General features: G+C 70.0%; 18 protein-coding genes. 9 read left to right on the top strand and 9 right to left on the bottom strand.

All coding sequences use genetic code 11. From position 1 onward, the window contains the following. From B2U11_RS02660 to B2U11_RS02675, 4 genes are all read left to right on the top strand, one after another. Positions 1-1,235, top strand: a 1,235-nt coding sequence (locus tag B2U11_RS02660; RefSeq protein WP_349680697.1) for a dipeptidase, incomplete at its 5' end; no start/stop codon positions are given. Between the two features lie 74 nt (positions 1,236-1,309). Beyond that, positions 1,310-2,965 (top strand): alkaline phosphatase family protein, encoded by a 1,656-nt coding sequence (locus B2U11_RS02665; RefSeq protein ID WP_292069771.1) that lies wholly within the window; start codon positions 1,310-1,312, stop codon positions 2,963-2,965. A 138-nt stretch (positions 2,966-3,103) separates the two neighbouring features. Further along, complete coding sequence (pyk, locus tag B2U11_RS02670) at positions 3,104-4,549, top strand: pyruvate kinase (protein WP_292069772.1); 1,446 nt, start codon at positions 3,104-3,106, stop codon at positions 4,547-4,549. Positions 4,550-4,605: 56 nt separating this feature from the next. Continuing rightward, positions 4,606-5,643, top strand: coding sequence for a DNA adenine methylase (locus tag B2U11_RS02675; RefSeq protein WP_292069774.1), 1,038 nt, complete (start codon positions 4,606-4,608; stop codon positions 5,641-5,643). A 22-nt stretch (positions 5,644-5,665) separates the two neighbouring features. On the opposite strand, the gene gcvA is transcribed toward B2U11_RS02675, so the two are convergent. Further along, a complete protein-coding gene (gcvA, locus tag B2U11_RS02680; RefSeq protein WP_292069776.1) occupies positions 5,666-6,595 on the bottom strand; it encodes a transcriptional regulator GcvA in 930 nt (309 codons plus the stop codon). Between the two features lie 123 nt (positions 6,596-6,718). On the opposite strand from gcvA, the gene cysG reads away from it, so the two are divergent. The 5 genes from cysG to B2U11_RS02705 are packed head-to-tail and all read left to right on the top strand — an operon-like array spanning position 6,719 to position 12,148. Further along, positions 6,719-8,104 carry a siroheme synthase CysG gene (gene cysG / locus B2U11_RS02685; RefSeq protein ID WP_292069778.1) on the top strand — a complete coding sequence of 462 codons (1,386 nt, stop codon included), beginning with the start codon at positions 6,719-6,721 and terminating at the stop codon, positions 8,102-8,104. Further along, the gene (locus B2U11_RS02690) at positions 8,101-8,388 is read left to right on the top strand and encodes a DUF2849 domain-containing protein (RefSeq protein WP_292069779.1); all 288 of its coding nucleotides are present in this window, start codon (positions 8,101-8,103) and stop codon (positions 8,386-8,388) included. Before cysG ends, B2U11_RS02690 begins: the two co-directional genes overlap by 4 nt. Beyond that, positions 8,388-10,058 (top strand): nitrite/sulfite reductase, encoded by a 1,671-nt coding sequence (locus B2U11_RS02695; RefSeq protein WP_292069781.1) that lies wholly within the window; start codon positions 8,388-8,390, stop codon positions 10,056-10,058. Before B2U11_RS02690 ends, B2U11_RS02695 begins: the two co-directional genes overlap by 1 nt. After that, on the top strand, positions 10,042-11,118 hold the full coding sequence (locus B2U11_RS02700) for a phosphoadenylyl-sulfate reductase (protein WP_292069782.1): 1,077 nt from the start codon (positions 10,042-10,044) through the stop codon (positions 11,116-11,118). Before B2U11_RS02695 ends, B2U11_RS02700 begins: the two co-directional genes overlap by 17 nt. Before the next feature lie 31 nt (positions 11,119-11,149). Further along, entirely contained in the window at positions 11,150-12,148 is a 999-nt protein-coding gene (locus B2U11_RS02705; RefSeq protein ID WP_292069783.1) for a cysteine synthase A, read from the top strand. Positions 12,149-12,309: 161 nt separating this feature from the next. Here B2U11_RS02705 and B2U11_RS02710 read toward each other — a convergent pair whose 3' ends face one another. The 8 genes from B2U11_RS02710 to flgF form a co-directional block, all read right to left on the bottom strand. Beyond that, complete coding sequence (locus B2U11_RS02710) at positions 12,310-14,103, bottom strand: DUF885 domain-containing protein (protein ID WP_292069785.1); 1,794 nt, start codon at positions 14,101-14,103, stop codon at positions 12,310-12,312. A 74-nt stretch (positions 14,104-14,177) separates the two neighbouring features. Then, positions 14,178-14,672 (bottom strand): hypothetical protein, encoded by a 495-nt coding sequence (locus B2U11_RS02715; RefSeq protein ID WP_292069786.1) that lies wholly within the window; start codon positions 14,670-14,672, stop codon positions 14,178-14,180. Between the two features lie 5 nt (positions 14,673-14,677). Beyond that, positions 14,678-15,106 (bottom strand): hypothetical protein, encoded by a 429-nt coding sequence (locus B2U11_RS02720; protein ID WP_292069788.1) that lies wholly within the window; start codon positions 15,104-15,106, stop codon positions 14,678-14,680. Between the two features lie 49 nt (positions 15,107-15,155). Next, the gene (locus tag B2U11_RS02725) at positions 15,156-15,620 is read right to left on the bottom strand and encodes a hypothetical protein (RefSeq protein WP_292069791.1); all 465 of its coding nucleotides are present in this window, start codon (positions 15,618-15,620) and stop codon (positions 15,156-15,158) included. 76 nt (positions 15,621-15,696) lie between these two features. Continuing rightward, a complete protein-coding gene (gene flgH / locus B2U11_RS02730; RefSeq protein WP_292069793.1) occupies positions 15,697-16,431 on the bottom strand; it encodes a flagellar basal body L-ring protein FlgH in 735 nt (244 codons plus the stop codon). A 20-nt stretch (positions 16,432-16,451) separates the two neighbouring features. Continuing rightward, entirely contained in the window at positions 16,452-17,063 is a 612-nt protein-coding gene (locus B2U11_RS02735) for a flagella basal body P-ring formation protein FlgA (protein WP_292069795.1), read from the bottom strand. A 3-nt stretch (positions 17,064-17,066) separates the two neighbouring features. Beyond that, the gene (flgG, locus tag B2U11_RS02740) at positions 17,067-17,855 is read right to left on the bottom strand and encodes a flagellar basal-body rod protein FlgG (RefSeq protein WP_249751174.1); all 789 of its coding nucleotides are present in this window, start codon (positions 17,853-17,855) and stop codon (positions 17,067-17,069) included. A gap of 14 nt (positions 17,856-17,869) precedes the next feature. Next, entirely contained in the window at positions 17,870-18,610 is a 741-nt protein-coding gene (gene flgF, locus B2U11_RS02745) for a flagellar basal-body rod protein FlgF (RefSeq protein ID WP_292069798.1), read from the bottom strand. Between the last annotated feature and the right edge of the window lie 14 nt (positions 18,611-18,624).

Raw genomic sequence — 18,624 nt, forward strand, 5'->3', positions numbered from 1 at the left:
CCGGCGCCGCCTTCGCCGCCCTGGCCATGGTCGCCCACGCCCAGGACGCCGGCGAGGTGCGGGTCATGGAGATCTTGAAGACGACGCCGCTGATCGACGGGCACAACGACCTGCCGTGGGCGCTGCGCCAGCAGTACGGCGCCGACGTCCATGCGGTGGACCTGAACCAGAATCTGGCGGCGTCCACCAAGCTGCACACCGACATTCCGCGCCTGCGCGCCGGGGGCGTGGGCGGGCAGTTCTGGTCGGTCTATGTGCCCGCCAGCCTGACGCCGCTGGAGGCGGTCGAGGAGACCTTCGAGCAGATCGACACGGCCAAGCGGATCATCGCCGCCCACCCCGAAACGTTCGGCCTGGCCACGACGGCGGACGAGGTGGACGCGGTGTTCGCCTCCGGCCGCATCGCCAGCCTGATCGGCATGGAAGGCGGCTATTCGATCGACGATTCGCTGGCTTTGCTGCGGGAGTTCTATCGGGCCGGCGCGCGCTACATGACCCTGACCCACTCCAGGACCACCAGTTGGGCCGACAGCGCCACCGACGCGCCGAAATGGGGCGGGCTGAACGCCTTCGGCGAAGAGGTGGTCCGCGAGATGAACCGCCTGGGCATGATGGTGGACCTGAGCCACGTGTCGGAAGACACCATGCTGGACGCCATGCGGGTGTCCGAGGCGCCGGTGATCTTCTCGCACTCCTCGGCGCGGGCAGTGACGGGCCATCCCCGCAACGTCCCCGATCGGGTCCTGCGGATGATGCCGGAGGACGGCGGGATCGTGATGATCAACCTGGCGCCCGGCTTCGTGTCGGAGACCGTGCGGGCGTGGAACGCGGCGCAGGCGGCCGAGGAGGCGCGGCTGAAGTCGCTGAACCCCGGCGATCCGTCGGCGGTCGAGGCGGGCCTGACGGCCTGGATGCGGGCGCACCCGACGCCGCAGGCGACGCTAGCTGACGTGGTCGCCCATATCCAGCACGTTCGCGAGGTGGCCGGGATCGACCATGTGGGGATGGGCGCCGACTTCGACGGCATCGGCAGCCTGCCCGCGGGCATGGGCGGCGTGGACGCCTATCCCCGCATCCTGGCGGCCCTGATGGCGGCCGGCTGGACCGAGGCGGACATCCGCAAGATTTCGGGCGAGAACCTGTTGCGCGTCATGCGAGCGGTGGAGGCCGTGGCGGCGTCGAAGGCGGCCGAACGGCCGTCGATGGCGAAGCTGGAACCCGAAGCGGCGACCTGAGCCCGGCGGCTCCTGTCACAGCGTTGCAATGCGGCGCCGATAGAGGCATCTGCGTCCGACGTTTCAGGAGTGGCATGATGAAGTTCGCACCGGCCTTGCTTTCGGCGGTCCTGGCGGCGGGGGCGGCGTTCCCCAGCCTGGCGGCCGCGCCGGAACGCGCCGCGCCGCCCCGTCTGATCGTCACCATCGTGGTCGATCAGTTCAGCGCCAACCTGTTCGACCAGTATCGCAGCCGCTACACGGGCGGCCTGAAGCGGCTGGCCGACCAGGGACTGGTGTCGATCAACGGCTACCAGACGCACGGCCTGACCGAGACCTGCCCCGGCCACTCCACCGTCCTGACCGGCATGCACCCCGCCGAGACGGGCATCCCCGCGAACGACTGGGTCGATCCTGCGACGGGCAAGGAGGTCTATTGCCTGGCCGCGCCGCAGAACCACCTGGCCCACGGCGACGACGGGTCGGACAACGGGCCGGTGGGCCCGGACCAGATCAAGGCGACCAGCCTGGGCGACTGGCTTGTGGCGGCCAGCCCCGCCAGCAAGGTCTTCGCCGTCTCGGGCAAGGATCGGGGCGCGATCAACCTGGCGGGCCATCACGGCCAGGCGTTCTGGTTCACCGACGACTTCGGCCTGACCACCTATGTCGAACCGGGCCAGGTCGCCGAGGCGCGCCTGGCGCCGGTGACCGCGTTCAACACCGCCTTTCGCGCCGAGATGGCCGCCCAGCCGGTGACGTGGGACTATCGCCACGACGACTGCCGCGCCCTGGGCGGCGACTGGGTCATTCGCGGCCAGACCTTTCATTCCGTCCTGCCGCCGACGAACCTGAAGTTCGACACATCGCCTCTGTTGGACGAGCAGACGCTGAAGGCGGCGGAGTACCTGCTGGACAGCCAGAAGCTGGGGCAGAGCGCGTCGGTGGACGTGCTGGGCGTCAGCCTGTCGGGCACCGATCGCATCGGCCACGGCTACGGCACCCAGGGGCCGGAGATGTGCGAGCAGCAGCACCGACTGGACGAAGCCCTGGGCGGCTTCCTGAACAGGTTGGCCCAGGTTCCGGGCGGCGCGCTGGTGGTGCTGACGGCCGACCACGGCGGGTCCGACTTCGTCGAGCGCCTGGCCGCGCGCGGCTATCCCCACGCCCACCGCGCCGATCTGAGGGGCGTGGCGACGGTGAGCGCCGAACTGCAGCAACGCTTCGGCCTGGATGCGGCGCCCCTGCAGCAGGGCGGCAGCGGGATCATCGTGGCCGACGCCGAGGACCGCGCCCTGCCTGAACCGCTGCGGACGCAGGCGGCCGAGGCGGCGGTGGAGCGCCTGCGCCAGTTGCCGGACATCGCCTTCGCCGAGACGCGCGAGCGGATGCTGGCCCTGCCGATCCCCGACACGCGCAACCCCGAAATGCTGACGCTCCAGGAGCGGATGCGGCTGTCGGTGGTCGAGGGACGGTCGCCGGACATCATCCTGGCCTTCCAGCCGAACGTGGTGGCGGGCGGCCGTGTCGGCGGCGCGATCCCCAGTCACGGGACGCCCTGGGAATACGACCGCCGCGTGCCGATCGTTTTCTGGTGGCCGGGCGCGGAAGGACAGGAGCGTTTCCTGCCCATGCGCACCATCGACATCGCCCCGACCCTGGCCAACCTGATCGGCGTTCAACCCGACGCCCCGATCGACGGCCGCTGCATGGACCTGCCTCAGTTCGCCAAGGGCCGTTGCGAGACGAAATAGGCCGCGCGGGTCGACATAAACTCGTGTTTCCACGGCGGGAGGCGCTCTTACGCCTCCCGCATTTCATTGGCACAAAGGGCTGAGAAGCGCTTCTGAGGGGAGGCGCCGGCCGTCAGAGCCATACGAGGAAATCCGTTCATGCAAAGAGCCCGCCGCGCGCGCATCGTCGCGACCCTGGGCCCCGCCAGCCGTGCGCCGGGGACCGTCAAGGCCCTGGCCCAGGCCGGGGTGGACGTGTTCCGCCTGAACTTCAGTCACGGCTCGCACGAGGATCACGCCGCGGCGCTGAAGGCCGTGCGGGGCGCCGAGATGGCGTTGCAGCGTCCATTGGGCGTGCTGGCCGACCTGCAGGGGCCCAAGCTGCGTCTGGGCCGGTTCAAGGACGTCGAGATCGCAGTCAAGCCGGGCCACGTCATGCGCTTCGATCTGGACCCGACGCCGGGTGACGAGACGCGGGTGCAGATGCCGCATCCGGAAATCTTCAAGGCCCTGCGCGAGGGGATGCTGCTGCTGCTGGACGACGGCCGGGTGCGGCTGCGTGTCGGCAAGCGCACCGACGAATGGGCCGATGTGACGGTCGAAAGCGGCTCCAAACTGTCGGACCGCAAGGGCGTGGCCGTGCCCGAGGCGGTGATCCCGGTTTCGGCCCTGACGCCCAAGGACCGCGAGGACCTGGCCTTCGCCCTGCGGCTGGGCGTCGACTGGGTGGCGCTGAGCTTCGTGCAGAAGCCCGAGGACATGGCCGAACTGAAGCGGATCGTGAACGGCCAAGCGGCGTGTCTGGCCAAGATCGAGAAGCCGGCCGCCCTGGCCGACCTGGAGGCCATCCTGGACTACTGCGACGGGGTGATGGTCGCGCGCGGCGACCTGGGCGTGGAGATGGACCCGGAAGAGGTGCCGGTCGCCCAGAAGCAGATCGTGCGCGCCGCCCGCAATCGCGGCGTGCCGGTGATCGTGGCGACCCAGATGCTGGAATCGATGACCAGCGCCCCGGCCCCGACCCGGGCGGAAGCCACCGACGTGGCCAATGCGGTCTATGAGGGCGCCGACGCCCTGATGTTGTCGGCCGAGACGGCGTCGGGCGACTATCCGCTGGAAGCGGTCGGCATCATGAGCCGCATCATCGAGCGGGTGGAGAACGACCCGATGTGGCCCAGCCTGATGGGCGCCGAACACGCCGGCATGGACGAGCACGACGTCGACGCCCTGGTGGGCGCGGCGAGAAAGGCGGCCGACGCCCCGTCCACAGCCTGCATGGTGGTGTTCACGACCTTGGGCGGCACGGCTAGACGCATGGCGCGCGAACGGCCGCTGAAGCCGATCCTGGCCCTGACGCCCAACGCCTCGACCGCGCGGCGGCTGGCCCTGGTCTGGGGGCTGGAGCCGCGCCTGGGCGATCAGCCGGATTCGCTGGAGCAGGTGACCGACCAGGCCGTGGACGGCGCGCTTGAATACGGCCTGGCCGAACCCGGCCAGCGTATCCTGATCCTGGCCGGCACGCCGTTCGGAGCGCCCGGCGCGGCCAACCTGCTGCGTCTGGCCCATGCGCCGGCCGCCAAGGCCAAGCCGCGCCGCAAGGGTTAACCCCTCCCGCTTTGAAGCGGGGGCGGCTAGGCTCCGCCCATGAGTCGGCGGCGCACATGATCAAATACATCGGCTCCAAGCGCGCCCTGTTGGGTCATGTGACGGGAGCGGTGGCGGGCCTGCTGCCGGATGGCGGGCGGGTGTGCGACCTGTTTTCCGGCACGGCGCGGGTGGGCCATGCGCTGAAGCGGCAGGGCTTCCAGGTCTGGTCCAACGACCACAACGCCTATGCTCACACCTTGGCGACCGCCTATGTCCAGGCGGACCGGGAGCGCTGGCTGGCGCGGGCCGAGGCGGTGCTGGCCGAACTGCGGGAAGTGCGGCCGGAGGCGGGCTGGTTCACCCAGGCCTTCTGCGAGGACGCCCGCTATTTCCACCCGGACAACGGCGCGCGGATCGACGCCATGCGCGAGCGGGTCGAGACGCTGGAACTGGAGCCGGAACTGAAGGCCATCGTCCTGGTCAGCCTGATGGAGGCCGCCGACCGGGTGGATTCCACCGCCGGGGTGCAGATGGCCTATATGAAGCGCTGGGCGCCGCGCGCGCTGAAACCGCTGGAACTGCGTCTGCCGGACCTGCTGCCTTCGGTCGGGGCGCCGTGCCGCGCGACGCGGGGCGATGCGGTGGAGATGGCCGGCCAGATGGAGGCGGACCTGGTCTATCTGGATCCGCCCTACAACCAGCATTCCTATCTGGCCAACTATCACTGCTGGGAAAGCCTGGTGCTGTGGGACCGGCCCGAAACCTATGGCGTGGCCAACAAGCGGATCGACGTGAAGACCCGCAAGAGCGCCTTCAACAGCCGGCCCGGCATCGGTCCGGCCCTGCGCGCGGTGATCGAACGGGTCAGCGCGCCCAACCTGATCGTCAGCTTCAACGACGAGGGCTATCTTAGCCGCGCGGACCTGGTGGAGATGCTGTCGGCGCGGGGCCATGTGCAGGTGGTGGAGATCGCCCACCCCCGCTACGTCGGCGCCCGCATCGGCATCCACAATCCCAAGGGCGAGAAGGTCGGCCAGGTCGGGCGGCTGCGCAACGTCGAGCACCTGTTCGTCGTCACCGAACGGCCCGTGGCCCTGCCGGCCGCCGCCTGATCTCGGGCCTCAGATCTGGGCCTCAGAGCTGGCCCATCGTGTTGTCGTGATCCACGGCCTGCTTCTTCAGCCAGGCGACGAAGGCCGTGGCGCTGGGCGAGGGCGGGCGGTCGCGCGGCTGGACCACCGAATAGACGAAGCCCACCGCCTCGGACCCGTCGGGAAACGGGGCGACCAGCCGGCCGGACGCCAGGTCGGCCTGGGCCAGGGTGCGCTTGGCCAGGGCCACGCCGCGCCCCGACGCCGCCGCCTCGATCAGCAGGCTGGACTGGTTGAAGCGCGAACCCCGGCGCGGATCGGGATGGCGCACGCCGCGGGCCTTCAGCCACATGGCCCAGTCCGGGCGGCTGGGATCGCCGTCGTTGGACATGTCGTGCAGCAGGGCGTGGTGCAGCAGGTCGGCGGGATCGCGGATCGGGTGATCGCCGCTCATCAGCGCGGGGGCGCAGACCGGCAGGACCGTTTCGGTCATCAGCCGTTCGACGGTGTGGCCCGGATAGTCGCCGGCGCCGTAGCGCACCGCCAGGTCGATCTTGCCCTCCGACAGGTCCGCCGGCTCCATGTCGGCCGAGATCCACAGCTCGATCTCGGGATGGGCGGCGTGGAAGTCGTCCATGCGCGGCATCAGCCATTTGGAGGCGAAGCCGGGCGCGACGCTGATCGACACCTGCTTTCGGCGCGGCGGCTCGCGCAAGAGCGCCGAGGCGTCCATCAGCCGTTCGAACCCCTCGCGCAGCAGGGGCGTCGCGCCCCGCCCCAGGTCGGTCAGCTGAAGACCCCGCGCCTCGCGCATGAACAGGGGGCCGCCGACGATGTCCTCCAGCAGCCGGATCTGCTGGCTGACGGCCCCCGGCGTGACGGCCAGTTCGTCCGCCGCGCGCGAGAAGTTCAGGTGCCGCGCGGCCGCCTCGAAGGCGCGCAGGGCGTTCAGCGGAAGGAGCGATCGAGCCATCGCCGTTAGAAATCCTATCAGTGAGCAGGACGCAATCTGGTTTGCGACAAACCGGCGGGAATCCGAAGGTGCGATTTCGCCGTCGGTCCTTCTTCCCCCCTCGACGGCCTTGAAAGCAAGACGATGCGTGTATTTCTCGCCTCCGTGCCGCTGGAGGCCGCCAAGGTCGTGATCGTGGGCGCCGGGGAACCGGCGCTGGCGAAGCTGCGATTGTTCCTGAGCACGCCGGCCGACCTGGTCTGGTTCGCGCCGGACGGCGAGCCCGCGCGGCTGGAGACGCCGCAGGGCGCGCCCACGCCGGTTGATCGGACGCCGGGCGCCGAGGATTTCACGGGCGCGAGACTGGTCTTCATCGCGCTGCAGGACGTGGCGGGGGCTGCGCGATTGGCGGCGCTGGCGCGGGCGGCCGGCGCCCAGGTCAATGTGGTGGACCAGCCGAGCCTGAGCGACTTCCAGACGCCGGCCCTGATCGACCGCGACGAGGTCGTCGTCGGGGTGGCGACCGGCGGCTCCGCGCCGATCCTGGCGCGCGACGTCCGCACGCGCATCGAAGGCGTCCTGCCCGCCGGGCTGGCCAATGTGGCGCGGATGGCGCGCGACCTGCGCGAGACGGTCAAGGCCAGCGTGCCGGACTTCATGGCGCGTCGCCGTTTCTGGGAGAAGGCCTTTCGAGGGCCGGCCGCCGACCTGGCCTCCGAGGGCCGCACCGCCGAGGCGCGGCGCGAGATGCTGCGCCTGCTGAACGTGGCGGCGCCGGAACAGGGCGTGGTTCACATCGTCGGCGCGGGGCCGGGCGACCCCGAACTGCTGACGCTGAAGGCGCTGCGGGTCTTGCAGGACGCCGACGTCATCATTCACGACCGGCTGGTTCCCGAGGCGGTGCTGGAGCGCGCGCGCCGCGACGCCAAACGGCTGTATGTCGGCAAGGCGCGGGGGGATCACTCCGTGCCCCAGGACCAGATCGAGGCCCTGATGATCGCCGAAGCCCGCGCCGGCCATCGCGTCGTGCGGCTGAAGGGCGGCGATCCGTTCGTCTTCGGGCGCGGCGGCGAGGAGCTGGAGGCCGTGCGCGCGGCGGGCGTGCCCGTCTTCATGGTGCCCGGGGTGACGGCGGCCCTGGCCTGCGCGGCCTCGGCGGGGGTGCCCCTGACGCACCGCGACCACGCCCAGGCGGTGACCTTCGTGACGGCCCAGGCCAAGCCGGGCGGCGTCGACGCCGACTGGGCGCGCCTGGCGGCGCCGAACCACACCCTGGCCATCTACATGGGCGTCGACCGGGCCGAGGAAACGGCGGCGAAACTGATGCAGGCCGGGCGCGCGGGCTCGACGCCCGTGGCCATCGTCGAGAACGGCAGCCGCCCGGACGAGCGCGTCCTGACGGGACGATTGGACGGGCTGGGCGCCCTGGTGCGCGGCGCGAACCTGTCGGGGCCGGCGCTGCTGTTCGTCGGCGAGACGGCGGCGTTCTCGGCGGCTCAGCTGGATGTTCGCGCGGAGGCGGCGGCGTGAAGATCGTGACGGCGAACCGCCTGTCGGACGGCCGCGTCATCTATGTGGGCGTGGACAACCAACCTGTGGAGCGGATCGACCAGGCCTCGGTGCTGGACGATCCCGCCGCCGCGGTCGTGCTGGCTGACGTCGCCGGTCGGCCCGACGTTTTCGTCAATCCCTATCTGGTCGAGGTGCAGGACCACGCGCCGTCCGGGCGCGACCGGCTGAAGGAACGCATCCGCTCGGCCGGGCCGACCGTGGGGCACAGCGTGGACCTGCACGTCAATGGGGGCGTGGGCTGATGTACCGCTATGACGAGTTCGACCACGCCGTGGTGCGCGAACGGGTCGAGGAGTTCGCCGACCAGGTGGCGCGGCGCGCGTCCGGCGCCCTGACGGAAGACGAGTTCAAGCCGCTGCGGCTGATGAACGGCGTCTATCTGCAGCTCCATGCCTATATGCTGCGGGTCGCCATCCCCTACGGCACGTTCGACAGCCGGCAGATGCGCCAGCTGGCCCATATCGCCCGCACCTATGACAAGGGCTACGGCCATTTCACCACGCGGACGAACATCCAGTACAATTGGCCGGCCCTGACCGACCTGCCGGCGATCCTGAGCGACCTGGCCGAGGTCGAGATGCACGCCATCCAGACCAGCGGCAACTGCATCCGAAATGTCACCACGGACGTCTTCGCCGGCGCCGCCGAGGACGAGATCGAGGATCCCCGTCCCTGGTGCGAGATCATTCGACAGTGGTCGACCATCCACCCCGAGTTCTCGTTCCTGCCGCGCAAGTTCAAGATCGCGGTGACCGGGGCCGAGAAGGATCGGGCGGCCATTCGCACCCACGACGTCGGCCTTCAGATCGTGCGGGGCGACCACGGCGGCACGGCCTTCCGCGTCTTCGTCGGCGGCGGCCAGGGGCGTCTGCCGCACATCGGCCAGGAGATCGCCTCCAGCGTGCCGGCGGCGGACCTGCTGGCCTATCTGACCGCCATCCTGCGAGCCTGGAACCTGCTGGGGCGGCGCGACAACATCCACAAGGCGCGTATCAAGATCCTGGTCGCCTCGCTGGGGATCGACGCCTTCCGCGAGGAGGTGGATCGGCACTACGCCACCCTGCGTCGCGAGGACCTGCAAATTCCGCAGGACGAGGCCGAGCGGATCAAGGCCTATTTCGCGCCTCCCGCCTTCGAGGCCCTGCCCAGGACCAGCGCGCCGTTCGAGCGGGCGCTGCTGGCCGATCCCGACTTCGCCCGGTTCGCCAGGAACAACGTGCGCCGCCATCGCCAGGCCGGCTACGCCTCGGTGGTGGTGTCGCTGAAGCCGGTGGGCGGGGTGCCGGGCGACATCACGGCCGATCAGATGGAGGCCGCGGCGGACCTGGCCCAGCGCTATTCGTTCGACGAGTTGCGCGCCGCCTATGAGCAGAACCTCGTCCTGCCTCATGTGAAGCTGGACGACGTTCCGGCGGTCTGGCGCGCGCTGCGCGAGGCGGGGCTGGCCACGGCCAATGCGGACCTGGCGACCGACGTGATCGCCTGCCCCGGCCTGGACTACTGCAGCCTGGCCAACGCCCGCTCGATCCCGGTGGCCCAGGCCCTGTCCAAGCGACTGGCCGACCTGGACTACCAGGAGCGGCTGGGGCCGGTGCGCATCAACATGAGCGGCTGCACCAACGCCTGCGGCCACCACCACGTCGGCCACATCGGCGTGCTGGGCGTCGATCGCAAGGGCGAGGAATACTACCAGATCACCGTCGGCGGCTCGCCCGACGAACAGGCCGCGCTGGGCGACATCGTCGGCAAGAGCCTGCCCGCGGATGAGGTCGCGCCGGCCATCCAGCGGACCCTGGACCGCTATCTGCAAATCCGCGCCGAGGGCGAGCGCTTCATCGACACGGTGCGCCGTGTCGGACCCGAGCCCTTCCGCGACGCCATCTACGAGACGCTCGATGCTGCAAACGCTTGAGGGAATTCAGAACGGCCTGCGCCTGCCGGTGACGACCCCGCTGGAGGAGGTGGAGGCCGCCGCGGCGGCCGAGGACGTGCTGGTGCTGGAGTTCGACGCCTTTCGCGACGGGCGCGGCTTTTCCCTGGCCGCGGTGCTGCGCGAGCGGGGCTATCGCGGCCAGCTGATCGCGGCGGGCAAGCTCCTGCCGGATCAGGCGCGGCACCTGCGGCGGTCCGGTTTCGACGCGGTGGAGCTGGCGCCGGGCGCGGACCGGGCGGTCTGGGCGCGGATGGACCGGGCGTTTGACGCCGCCTACCAGCCCGCCGTCGACCCCGATCCGGCCATCTGGCGGCGGCGTCGCGCGGCGGCCAACGACCGCGACCTGGACGCCCTGGCCGAACGGCTGAACCGCGAGACGGCGGGCAAGGGCGCGGCCGAGATCGTGAAGGCGGCTCTGGACCCGGCCCTGGGGCTGAAGGTCGGCGCCATCTCCTCCTTCGGCGCGGAATCGGCGGTGCTGCTGGACGTGGTGGCGCGCGAGAAGGCGGACGTGCCGGTGGTTTTCCTGGAGACGGGCCAGCACTTTCTCCAGACCCTGTCCTACCGCACCCAACTGACCAAGGCGCTGGGCCTGACGGATGTGCGGCTGGTCACGCCGGACGCCGAGGAGAAGGGGACCCTGGATGCGCGCGACGACCTGTGGAAGACCGAGGCCGACGCCTGCTGCGATCTGAGGAAGGTACGCCCCCTGGCGCGGGCGACGGCGGGGTTCGACGCCCTGATCACCGGGCGCAAGCGCTATCAGGCCTCGACGCGGGCGGACCTTAGACCGTTCGAGGTGCTGGACGGGGTGCTGCGGATCAATCCGCTGGCCGACTGGACCGGCGAAGACGTGGAGGCCTGGCTGGACGCGCGCGACCTGCCGCGCCACCCCCTGGTCGAACAGGGCTACCGCTCTATCGGCTGCTGGCCGTGCACCCGCGCGGTGGACGACGGCGAGGACGGACGCGCCGGCCGCTGGTCGGGCATGGACAAGGTCGAGTGCGGCATCCACTTAGGCAAGCGCAAGGCCGCCTGATCCTTCTTCGACTTCGCCTGAAAGTTTCACATTGTCCGCCAACGCCTCCGTCATCAACCTGATCGGCGACACGCCGCTGATCCGCCTGAACCGCCTATCCGACGAGACGGGCTGCGAAATCCTGGGCAAGGCCGAGTTCATGAACCCCGGCGGCTCGATCAAGGACCGCGCGGCCTTGTCCATCGTGCAGGGCGCGCGGGCGTCGGGCGCGCTGAGGCCGGGCGGGACGATCGTGGAGGGGACGGCCGGCAATACCGGCATCGGCCTGGCCCTGGTCGGTGCGGCGCTGGGCCATCCGGTGGTGATCGTCATTCCGCGCACCCAGTCCGAGGAGAAGAAGTCCGCCATCCGCTCGCTGGGCGCGCGCCTGGTCGAGGTCGACGCCGCGCCCTTCTCCAGCCCCAACCACTTCGTCCACTATTCCGGGCGCTTGGCGGCCGAGTTGAACGACAGCGAGGCGGCAGGCGCCATCTGGGCCAATCAGTTCGACAACACCGCCAACCGCGACGCCCACTATTTCAACACCGGCCCGGAAATCTGGCGCCAGACCGAGGGGCGGGTGGACGCCTTCGTCAGCGCCGTCGGATCGGGGGGCACCATCGCGGGCGTATCGACCTATCTGCGCGAACGGAAGCCCGACGTGGCCATCGCCCTGGCCGACCCGGCGGGCGCGGCCATGTTCAACTGGTTCACCAAGGGCGAGATGAGCGGCGAGGGGTCCTCCATCACCGAAGGAATCGGCGTGGCCCGCATCACCGGCAATCTGGAAGGCTTCAAGCCCGACTTCGCCTATCGGATCGAAGACGCGGAGTTCCTGCCGATCCTGTTCGACCTGGTGAAGCACGAGGGACTGTCGCTGGGCGGTTCGGCGGGCGTGAACATCGCCGGCGCCGTGCGGCTGGCGCGCGAGCTGGGACCGGGCAGGACCATCGTCACCTGCCTGTGCGACCCCGGATCGCGCTATGCGTCCAAGCTGTTCAACCCCGCTTTCCTGACCTCGAAAGGACTGCCGGTCCCGGATTGGGCCTAGGAGCGACGACCCTCTCCCGCTTGCGGGAGAGGTGGCCCGTCGTTCGCGAAGCGAACCAGGGTCGGAGAGGGAAGTGCTCTTGCAAGAGGATACTTCCCCCATCGTCAGGCGTGTCGCTGCGCGCCACGACCTGACACTTCCCCGACAAGCGGGGGAAGGGCTTATTTCTGCTCCGCGATCCAGGCGTCCATGCGCTGGTCCAGCAGGGCCAGCGGCAGGGGGCCTTCGGTCAGCAGAGCGTCGTGGAAGGTGCGGACGTTGAACTTCGGCCCCAGTTCGCGCTCGGCGCGGGCGCGGATTTCGCGCAGGCGGATTTCCCCGATCTTGTAGGCCGTGGCCTGGCCGGGCCAGCCGATGTAGCGCTGAAGCTCGGTCTCGATGTTGTGCGGCGCCAGGGCTGAGTTGTCGCGGAAGCAGGCGCGGGCCTGTTCCTCGCTCCATCCCATCCAGTGCAGGCCGGTGTCGGCGACCAGGCGGCAGGCGCGCCACATCTCGTAGGACAGCCGGCCGAACCGTTCGTACGGCGTGCGGTAGAAGCCCATCTCCTCGCCCAGGTACTCCGCGTAGAGGCCCCAGCCCTCGGTGAAGGCGCTGACGTTGGCCTGACGGCGGAAATAGGGCTGGCCCTCGGCTTCCTGCTGCAGGGCGATCTGGACATGGTGGCCGGGCACGGCCTCGTGCAGCGTCAGGGCCGGCAGTTCGTAGAGCGGCCGCTGGTCCAGCTTGGAGGTGTTGACGATGTAGTGGGCGGCCACGCCGTTCTGCATCGAGCCGCCGTTGTAGCGGCCGGTGGTGTAGTTTTCCTCGATCTGCGGCGGGACGGGCTGCACGTCGTAGGGAAGGCGCGGCAGGGTGGCGAACAGCGGCGGCAGGCCCCCGTCGGCGCGCTTGGCCATTTCCGAGGCCTTCTCCAGCAGTTCCTCGCGCGTCGAGGCGTAGAACTGCGGGTCGGTGCGCAGGAATGTCAGGAAGCCGGCGAAGTCGCCGGTCCAGCCGGACGCCTTCATCTCCACGTCCATGCGCGCGCGGATGCGGGCGACCTCGTCCAGACCGATCTGGTGGATCTGGTCCGGCGTCAGGTCCGTGGTGGTGTGGCCGCGCACCAGATAGGCGTAGAGCGCCTTGCCGCCAGGCCGATGGGCAAGGCCGGGCTCGACCGGCGCCTTGGGCAGATATTCGGTTTCCAGGAAGGACAGCCAGGCCTGGCGGGCGGGAACGATGTGGCGGGCGATCACGTCGGCGACAAGCGCGGTCAGGCGATCCTTGTCCGCTTGGGAGACCGTGGCGGGCAGGGTCGACAGGGGCTTCAGCAGGGGATCGGCGTCGGCGGGCGTGTCGACGTCGTTGCGCGCCAGTTCGATGGCGCTCTGCGTCACCGAGCGCGCCTGGACCATGCCGGTCTCCAGCCCGCGCCGGGCGTTGTCTGTGGTCTGGGCGTAGATCGTGGCGAAACCCTCGACCCGCTTCAGATAGGCCTCGGCCTCGGCGACCGAGTTCAGGCGGGTGCTGGAACCCATGTAGATGGCCCAGGTGCCCGGCCCGCCCTCGCTATCGAAGGCCAGGCGGCCGGTGTCGTAGTCCAGACCTTCGATCCCGCGCGCCAGGGCATAGAGCAGGAAGGCGTGGTTGATCTGATTGGCGTGGGACAGATCGGCCGTATTGATGGCCTGAAGGCGGCTGACGAAACCCTCCATCGGCGCGCGCTGGGTCAGTTCGAACGCGCGCGACAGGTCGGGAACCCGCGCCATCGCCTCAAGGTCGCCCTCGCCGCTGGCGGACGTGGGATCGACGGATTTCAGATAGGCTTCGTAGTCGGCGACGATCTGTTCCAGCGCCGCGTCGGCCGTGCTGGGCGCGGGGCGGGACGTCTCGGCGGGCGACGCCGCCTGCGCCAGGGCGATCCCCGGCGCGCCCAACGCCAGGGCCGCCGCGACGGCCAGATGAGAAACCTTCATGAACCCCTCCCGAAACAGGGCGGCAGGCAAGCCGAGGCGGCTGCCGCCGTCAAGCCGTCGCCAGAGCGGCAAGGTCAGCCGCAGACGCTGAAGAAGGCCTCGACCTTGGTTTCGGACCCGGGATGGGCGGCATAGACCTCGCGATCCTGGCCGCGCCAGGCGGCGATCCAGCCCAGACGGCGAAAACGCTGGAACACGGGTGCGTCGGCCGGCGCGTCGGCGTTCATCAGGTCGCCGTCGTGCAGCCCCGAGGGTTCGAGCGACGCTGGATACCGTTCCGTATCGCCGCCGGATTCAAGATAGAACTGACGTTCGCCCTTCACGGACGGGGCGATCAGATGCAGGCGGCCTGTTCCCTTGCCGCAGTCGAAGCGCAGTTTGACCTCGTCGCTGTCGGCCACGCCGTAGGCCAGCATGGCCTCGCCCCCGTCCTGGTGCATGAACCAGTCGTAGCCGTCGATCGGCGCGGGCGCTGCGGCGTCGACGGCGGGGGCGGGCGTGCGGGGCGAGGTGGCGCAAGCCGACAGAGCGGCGGCGGTCAGCGCGATAGATAGGAAGGCGAGGCGCATGAACTCTATCCCGCGCAAAGGTCGGTGAAGCGGCGCAGCTTGGTCAGATGCCGAGGCTGAACCACGATCTGGCTCTGATCGTCTCCGACGACGACGGTCAGCAGGCCGCTGCCGGCGAAGGCGGCGAAGACCGGGTGGTCCGCGCGCACGACGAAACTCAGAGCGCCGTCGCGACCGGCCTGGGCCTCGGTGGTCGTCGAGGCGCGACCGGCGCTGACGCGGGCGAAGCCGGGCTGGGCCGCTTGATCATAGACGGACACCTCCACCGCGCCGGCGCCGCGGTCGCATTGCAGGGTGGCGCGCAGATCGGGCGTGTCGGGGGCCTCGTTGGCCAGAACCACGGGGCCGTCGCCCTCATACAGCGTCCAGGTCCACGCCGGACCCGGCGCGGCCTGAATGGCGGCGGCGAGCGCCAGGGAGACAATAAGGGTCATGCGTCAGGCCCCGCCGACAACGCGCCATGCCGCGTCCTGGCCAATGTCGTCAGACGCGCGACGAACCGCAATAGGCCAGCATGTCCGACGCCATCCGGCGGCCGGCGGAATCCGCCGTCAGGACGGTCGATCCGTCGTCGCTGATCAGGCGCAATGACCCGTCGCGGGCCAGGCCCGTCAGGCTGGGATCATCCAGGCCGACCTGGGTTTCGTAGGCGGCGCCGTTAGACAGGGGATCCACGGCTTGCGGGGTGCTGGAGGCCTGAAGAAGTCGCGGGCTGTCCGGATGGGCGGCGCCATAGAAGACCGCGACACCCTCGCCGGGCTGGCAGGTGATCATCACCGCCAGATGATCCGAATTGGCCGCCCCGTAGGTCAGCTTGGCCATCTGACCCTCGTGGTCCAGGCGCCACGCCATTTCGGGAAGGGTCGACGCAGCGTCCACCGTCTGCGTCCGGGCGCTGACGGCGACCAGGGCGATACAGGCGACGGCGGGGACCAGAAACTTCATCATCGCCGAACTAACGCCGGTTGGCGTCAGGGGTTCACGGCCGCGCTTGCCGGCCCGGCGTTTTTTGCCGGGCGCCGCGTCAGAAGGGACTGAAGCGCTCGATCAGGCTCTGGCCGGCGGGGGTGGCCTGCATCCGGCTGATGTCCCCGCGCCCGCCGTAGGAAATTCGCGCCTCGGCGATCTGGGTGTGGCTGATGGCGTTGGCCGAGGAGATGTCCTCGGGCCGCACGATGCCGGCGACGGTCAGTTCGCGGACCTCGCGGTTGGTGCGGACCTCCTGGCGGCCCTGGATCACCAGGTTCCCGTTGGCCAGAACCTCGGTCACCACGGCGGCCACCGTCAGGGAGACGCGCTCCGAGCGATTGACCGAGCCGGAGCCGGCGGCGTTCACCTCGCCGCCCAGATCGACCAGCCGCGACGGGTCGAAGGCGTTGGGCAAGGCGCGGTTGGCGGCGCTTTCCAGACCCAGCAGGCTGTTGACGCCGGCGGAGATGTCGTTGGTGCGCGCGCGCGTGGTGCTGTTCTGGGTCTGGGCGCGGTCGTCGATGTCGATGCGCACGGTCAGGATGTCGCCGACATGGCGGGCCCGCTGGTCGCCGAAGAAGGAGCGGGCGCCGGTGCGCCACAGGCTGTTGGCGCTGGCGGGCTGCGCGTCTGTGCGCGGCGCGGGCAGATAGGCCTGCTGAACCGGGACCAGGGCGGCCGGATAGCCGATCGGGGCCAGTTCGGGACCGCGCACGGCCTCCACAGCGGTGGAGCAGGCGGTCAGGCCCGAGGCGGTCAGCAGGGCGGCGGCGAGAAGGGTGTTACGCATGACGGGGCTCTCTGCTCGGACTAGCGGGCGGCGAACTGGGACAGGGCGTCGGCGCGGATGGCGTCGCCGGCGGGACCGGCGATGGCCTGGCCGGGACCGGCGGCGACCGCGTCGATGATGCGGTTGGAGGTGGTGTTGGTGACGGCGACGGGCTCGCCCACGGCGGCGTCGCGCATGGCGCGGCCCAGGACGGCCAATTTCACGCCGCCGACCTCGTAGGTGACGCGCACCATGTCGTTGCGCTTGATGACGGTCTCGCGCGCGGCGGGGCGCCGGGCGGCGGGCCGGATGGAGGCCGAGGCGGCGGCCGCCTGGACCGTTGGCGCGGCGCCGGGCGCGTCCACGCCCTGGCGGACGGCGACGCGGCGCAGGCCGTTGGGATTGGTCCAGTCCAGTCCCGCCTGACGCGCCAAAGCCTGGAGCTGGCCCGCCTCCATCACGACCGACGGGCCGACGCGGCGCGCGACCATGACGTCGGCGGCCCCGCCCGCGCCGTCGAAGATGTCGCCCAGGGTGACGCGGCCGTCGTCGTCGACCGGATTGGTCTTCAGCGTGACGGGCGCGGCCAGCGCCGGGCCGGCCAGGGCGACCAGGGCGGCGCTGAGGGCCAGGGTTCGGTGCAGCAGGGTCATGATCTAGCTCTTCACCTGGGCGGCGACGGACAGCATCTCGTCGGCGGTGCTGATGACCTTGGAGTTCATCTCATAGGCGCGCTGGGCCACGATCAGGGCGCTGATCTCGGACACCGCGTCGACGTTGGAGGCTTCGGTGTAGGACTGCAGGATCTGTCCGAAGCCGACCTCGCCCGGCGCGCCGATGGTGGCGGCGCCGGAGGCGGCGGTTTCCAGCAGCAGATTGTCGCCGATGGCCTCCAGCCCCGCCTCGTTGAAGAAGGTGGCCAGTTCGATCTGGCCCACGGTGGTCGGCTCGGCCTGGCCGGCGGTGGTCACCTGGACCAGGCCGGACTTGGAAATGATGATGTCGACCGCGTCCTGAGGGATGGTGACCGCCGGCTCCAGCAGATAGCCGTCGTCGGTGACCATCTGGCCCTCGGGATTGACCTGCAGATTGCCCGCGCGCGTGTAGGCGATCTCGCCGGAGGGCAGGGTGACCTGGAAGAAGCCCTTGCCGTCGATGGCCATGTCGTAGGGGTTGCCGGTGTGCTGGGGCGTGCCCTGTTCGGTGATGCGATAGACGGCGCCGGCCTTGACGCCCGCGCCGACCTGGATGCCGGTCGGCACGACGTTGCCCTGGGACGAGGACTGCGCGCCCATCCGCTCGATATTCTGGTAGAGTAGGTCCTGGAACTCGGCGCGCTGCTTCTTGAAGCCCACCGTGTTCATGTTGGCGATGTTGTTGGAGATGACCTCCACGTTCAGCTGCTGGGCGGCCATGCCCGAGGCGGCGGTTCTTAGAGCGCGCATGCGAGGGGCTCTCCTTAAGCGGCCTTGCCGAGGCGCTCGACGGCGCGACGGCTAAGGTCATTGGTGTTCTCGATCATCCGCGTGACGCTTTCATAGGCGCGGCTGATCTCGATGAGGCTGGTCATTTCCAGCAGCGGATTGACGTTCGACCCCTCCAGCATTCCCTGACGGATCTGCACGTCGTTGGCTTCGATCGGCTGGACGTTGGAGGCGTTGCGGTAGAGGCCGTCGCCGCCTTTCTCCAGCACGCCCAGAGCGCCGAAGCGCACGACCGACATCTGGCCGACGATCTGGCCGTCCTGTGTGATTGTGCCGTCGGCGCCGACGCTGGGGGCGCCCAGTTCGGGGTCCAGCACGATCTCCGCCCCGCCGCCCAGAACGGGCTGGCCCTGCTTGGTGGTCAGCCGGCCGGTGGGATCGGTGGTGAAGCCGCCGTCCCGAGTGTAGGCCTGACGGCCCGCACCGTCCTGAACGACGAAGAAGGCGCCCTCGCCCTCGATGGCGAAGTCCAGGGTCCGGCCGGTCTGGCGCAGGGTTCCCTGGCCGAAGTCGCGGCCGACGCCGTTGTCCAGCACGAAGCTGGCGCCGGGGCGGATGGCGTCGTTGCGGGCGCGCTGGCCGATCTCGGCGCTCAGCATCAGCTGTTCGACCTTGAAGCCGGTGGTGTCCGCATTGGCGACGTTGTTGGCCACGATGTCGAGTTCGCGGCGCAGGGTCATCTGGCGAGACAGTCCGATGTAGGCGGCGTTTTCCACGAGGGGCGTGCTCC

The sequence above is a fragment of the Brevundimonas sp. UBA7534 genome (assembly GCF_002479325.1).
Lineage (GTDB): Bacteria > Pseudomonadota > Alphaproteobacteria > Caulobacterales > Caulobacteraceae > Brevundimonas.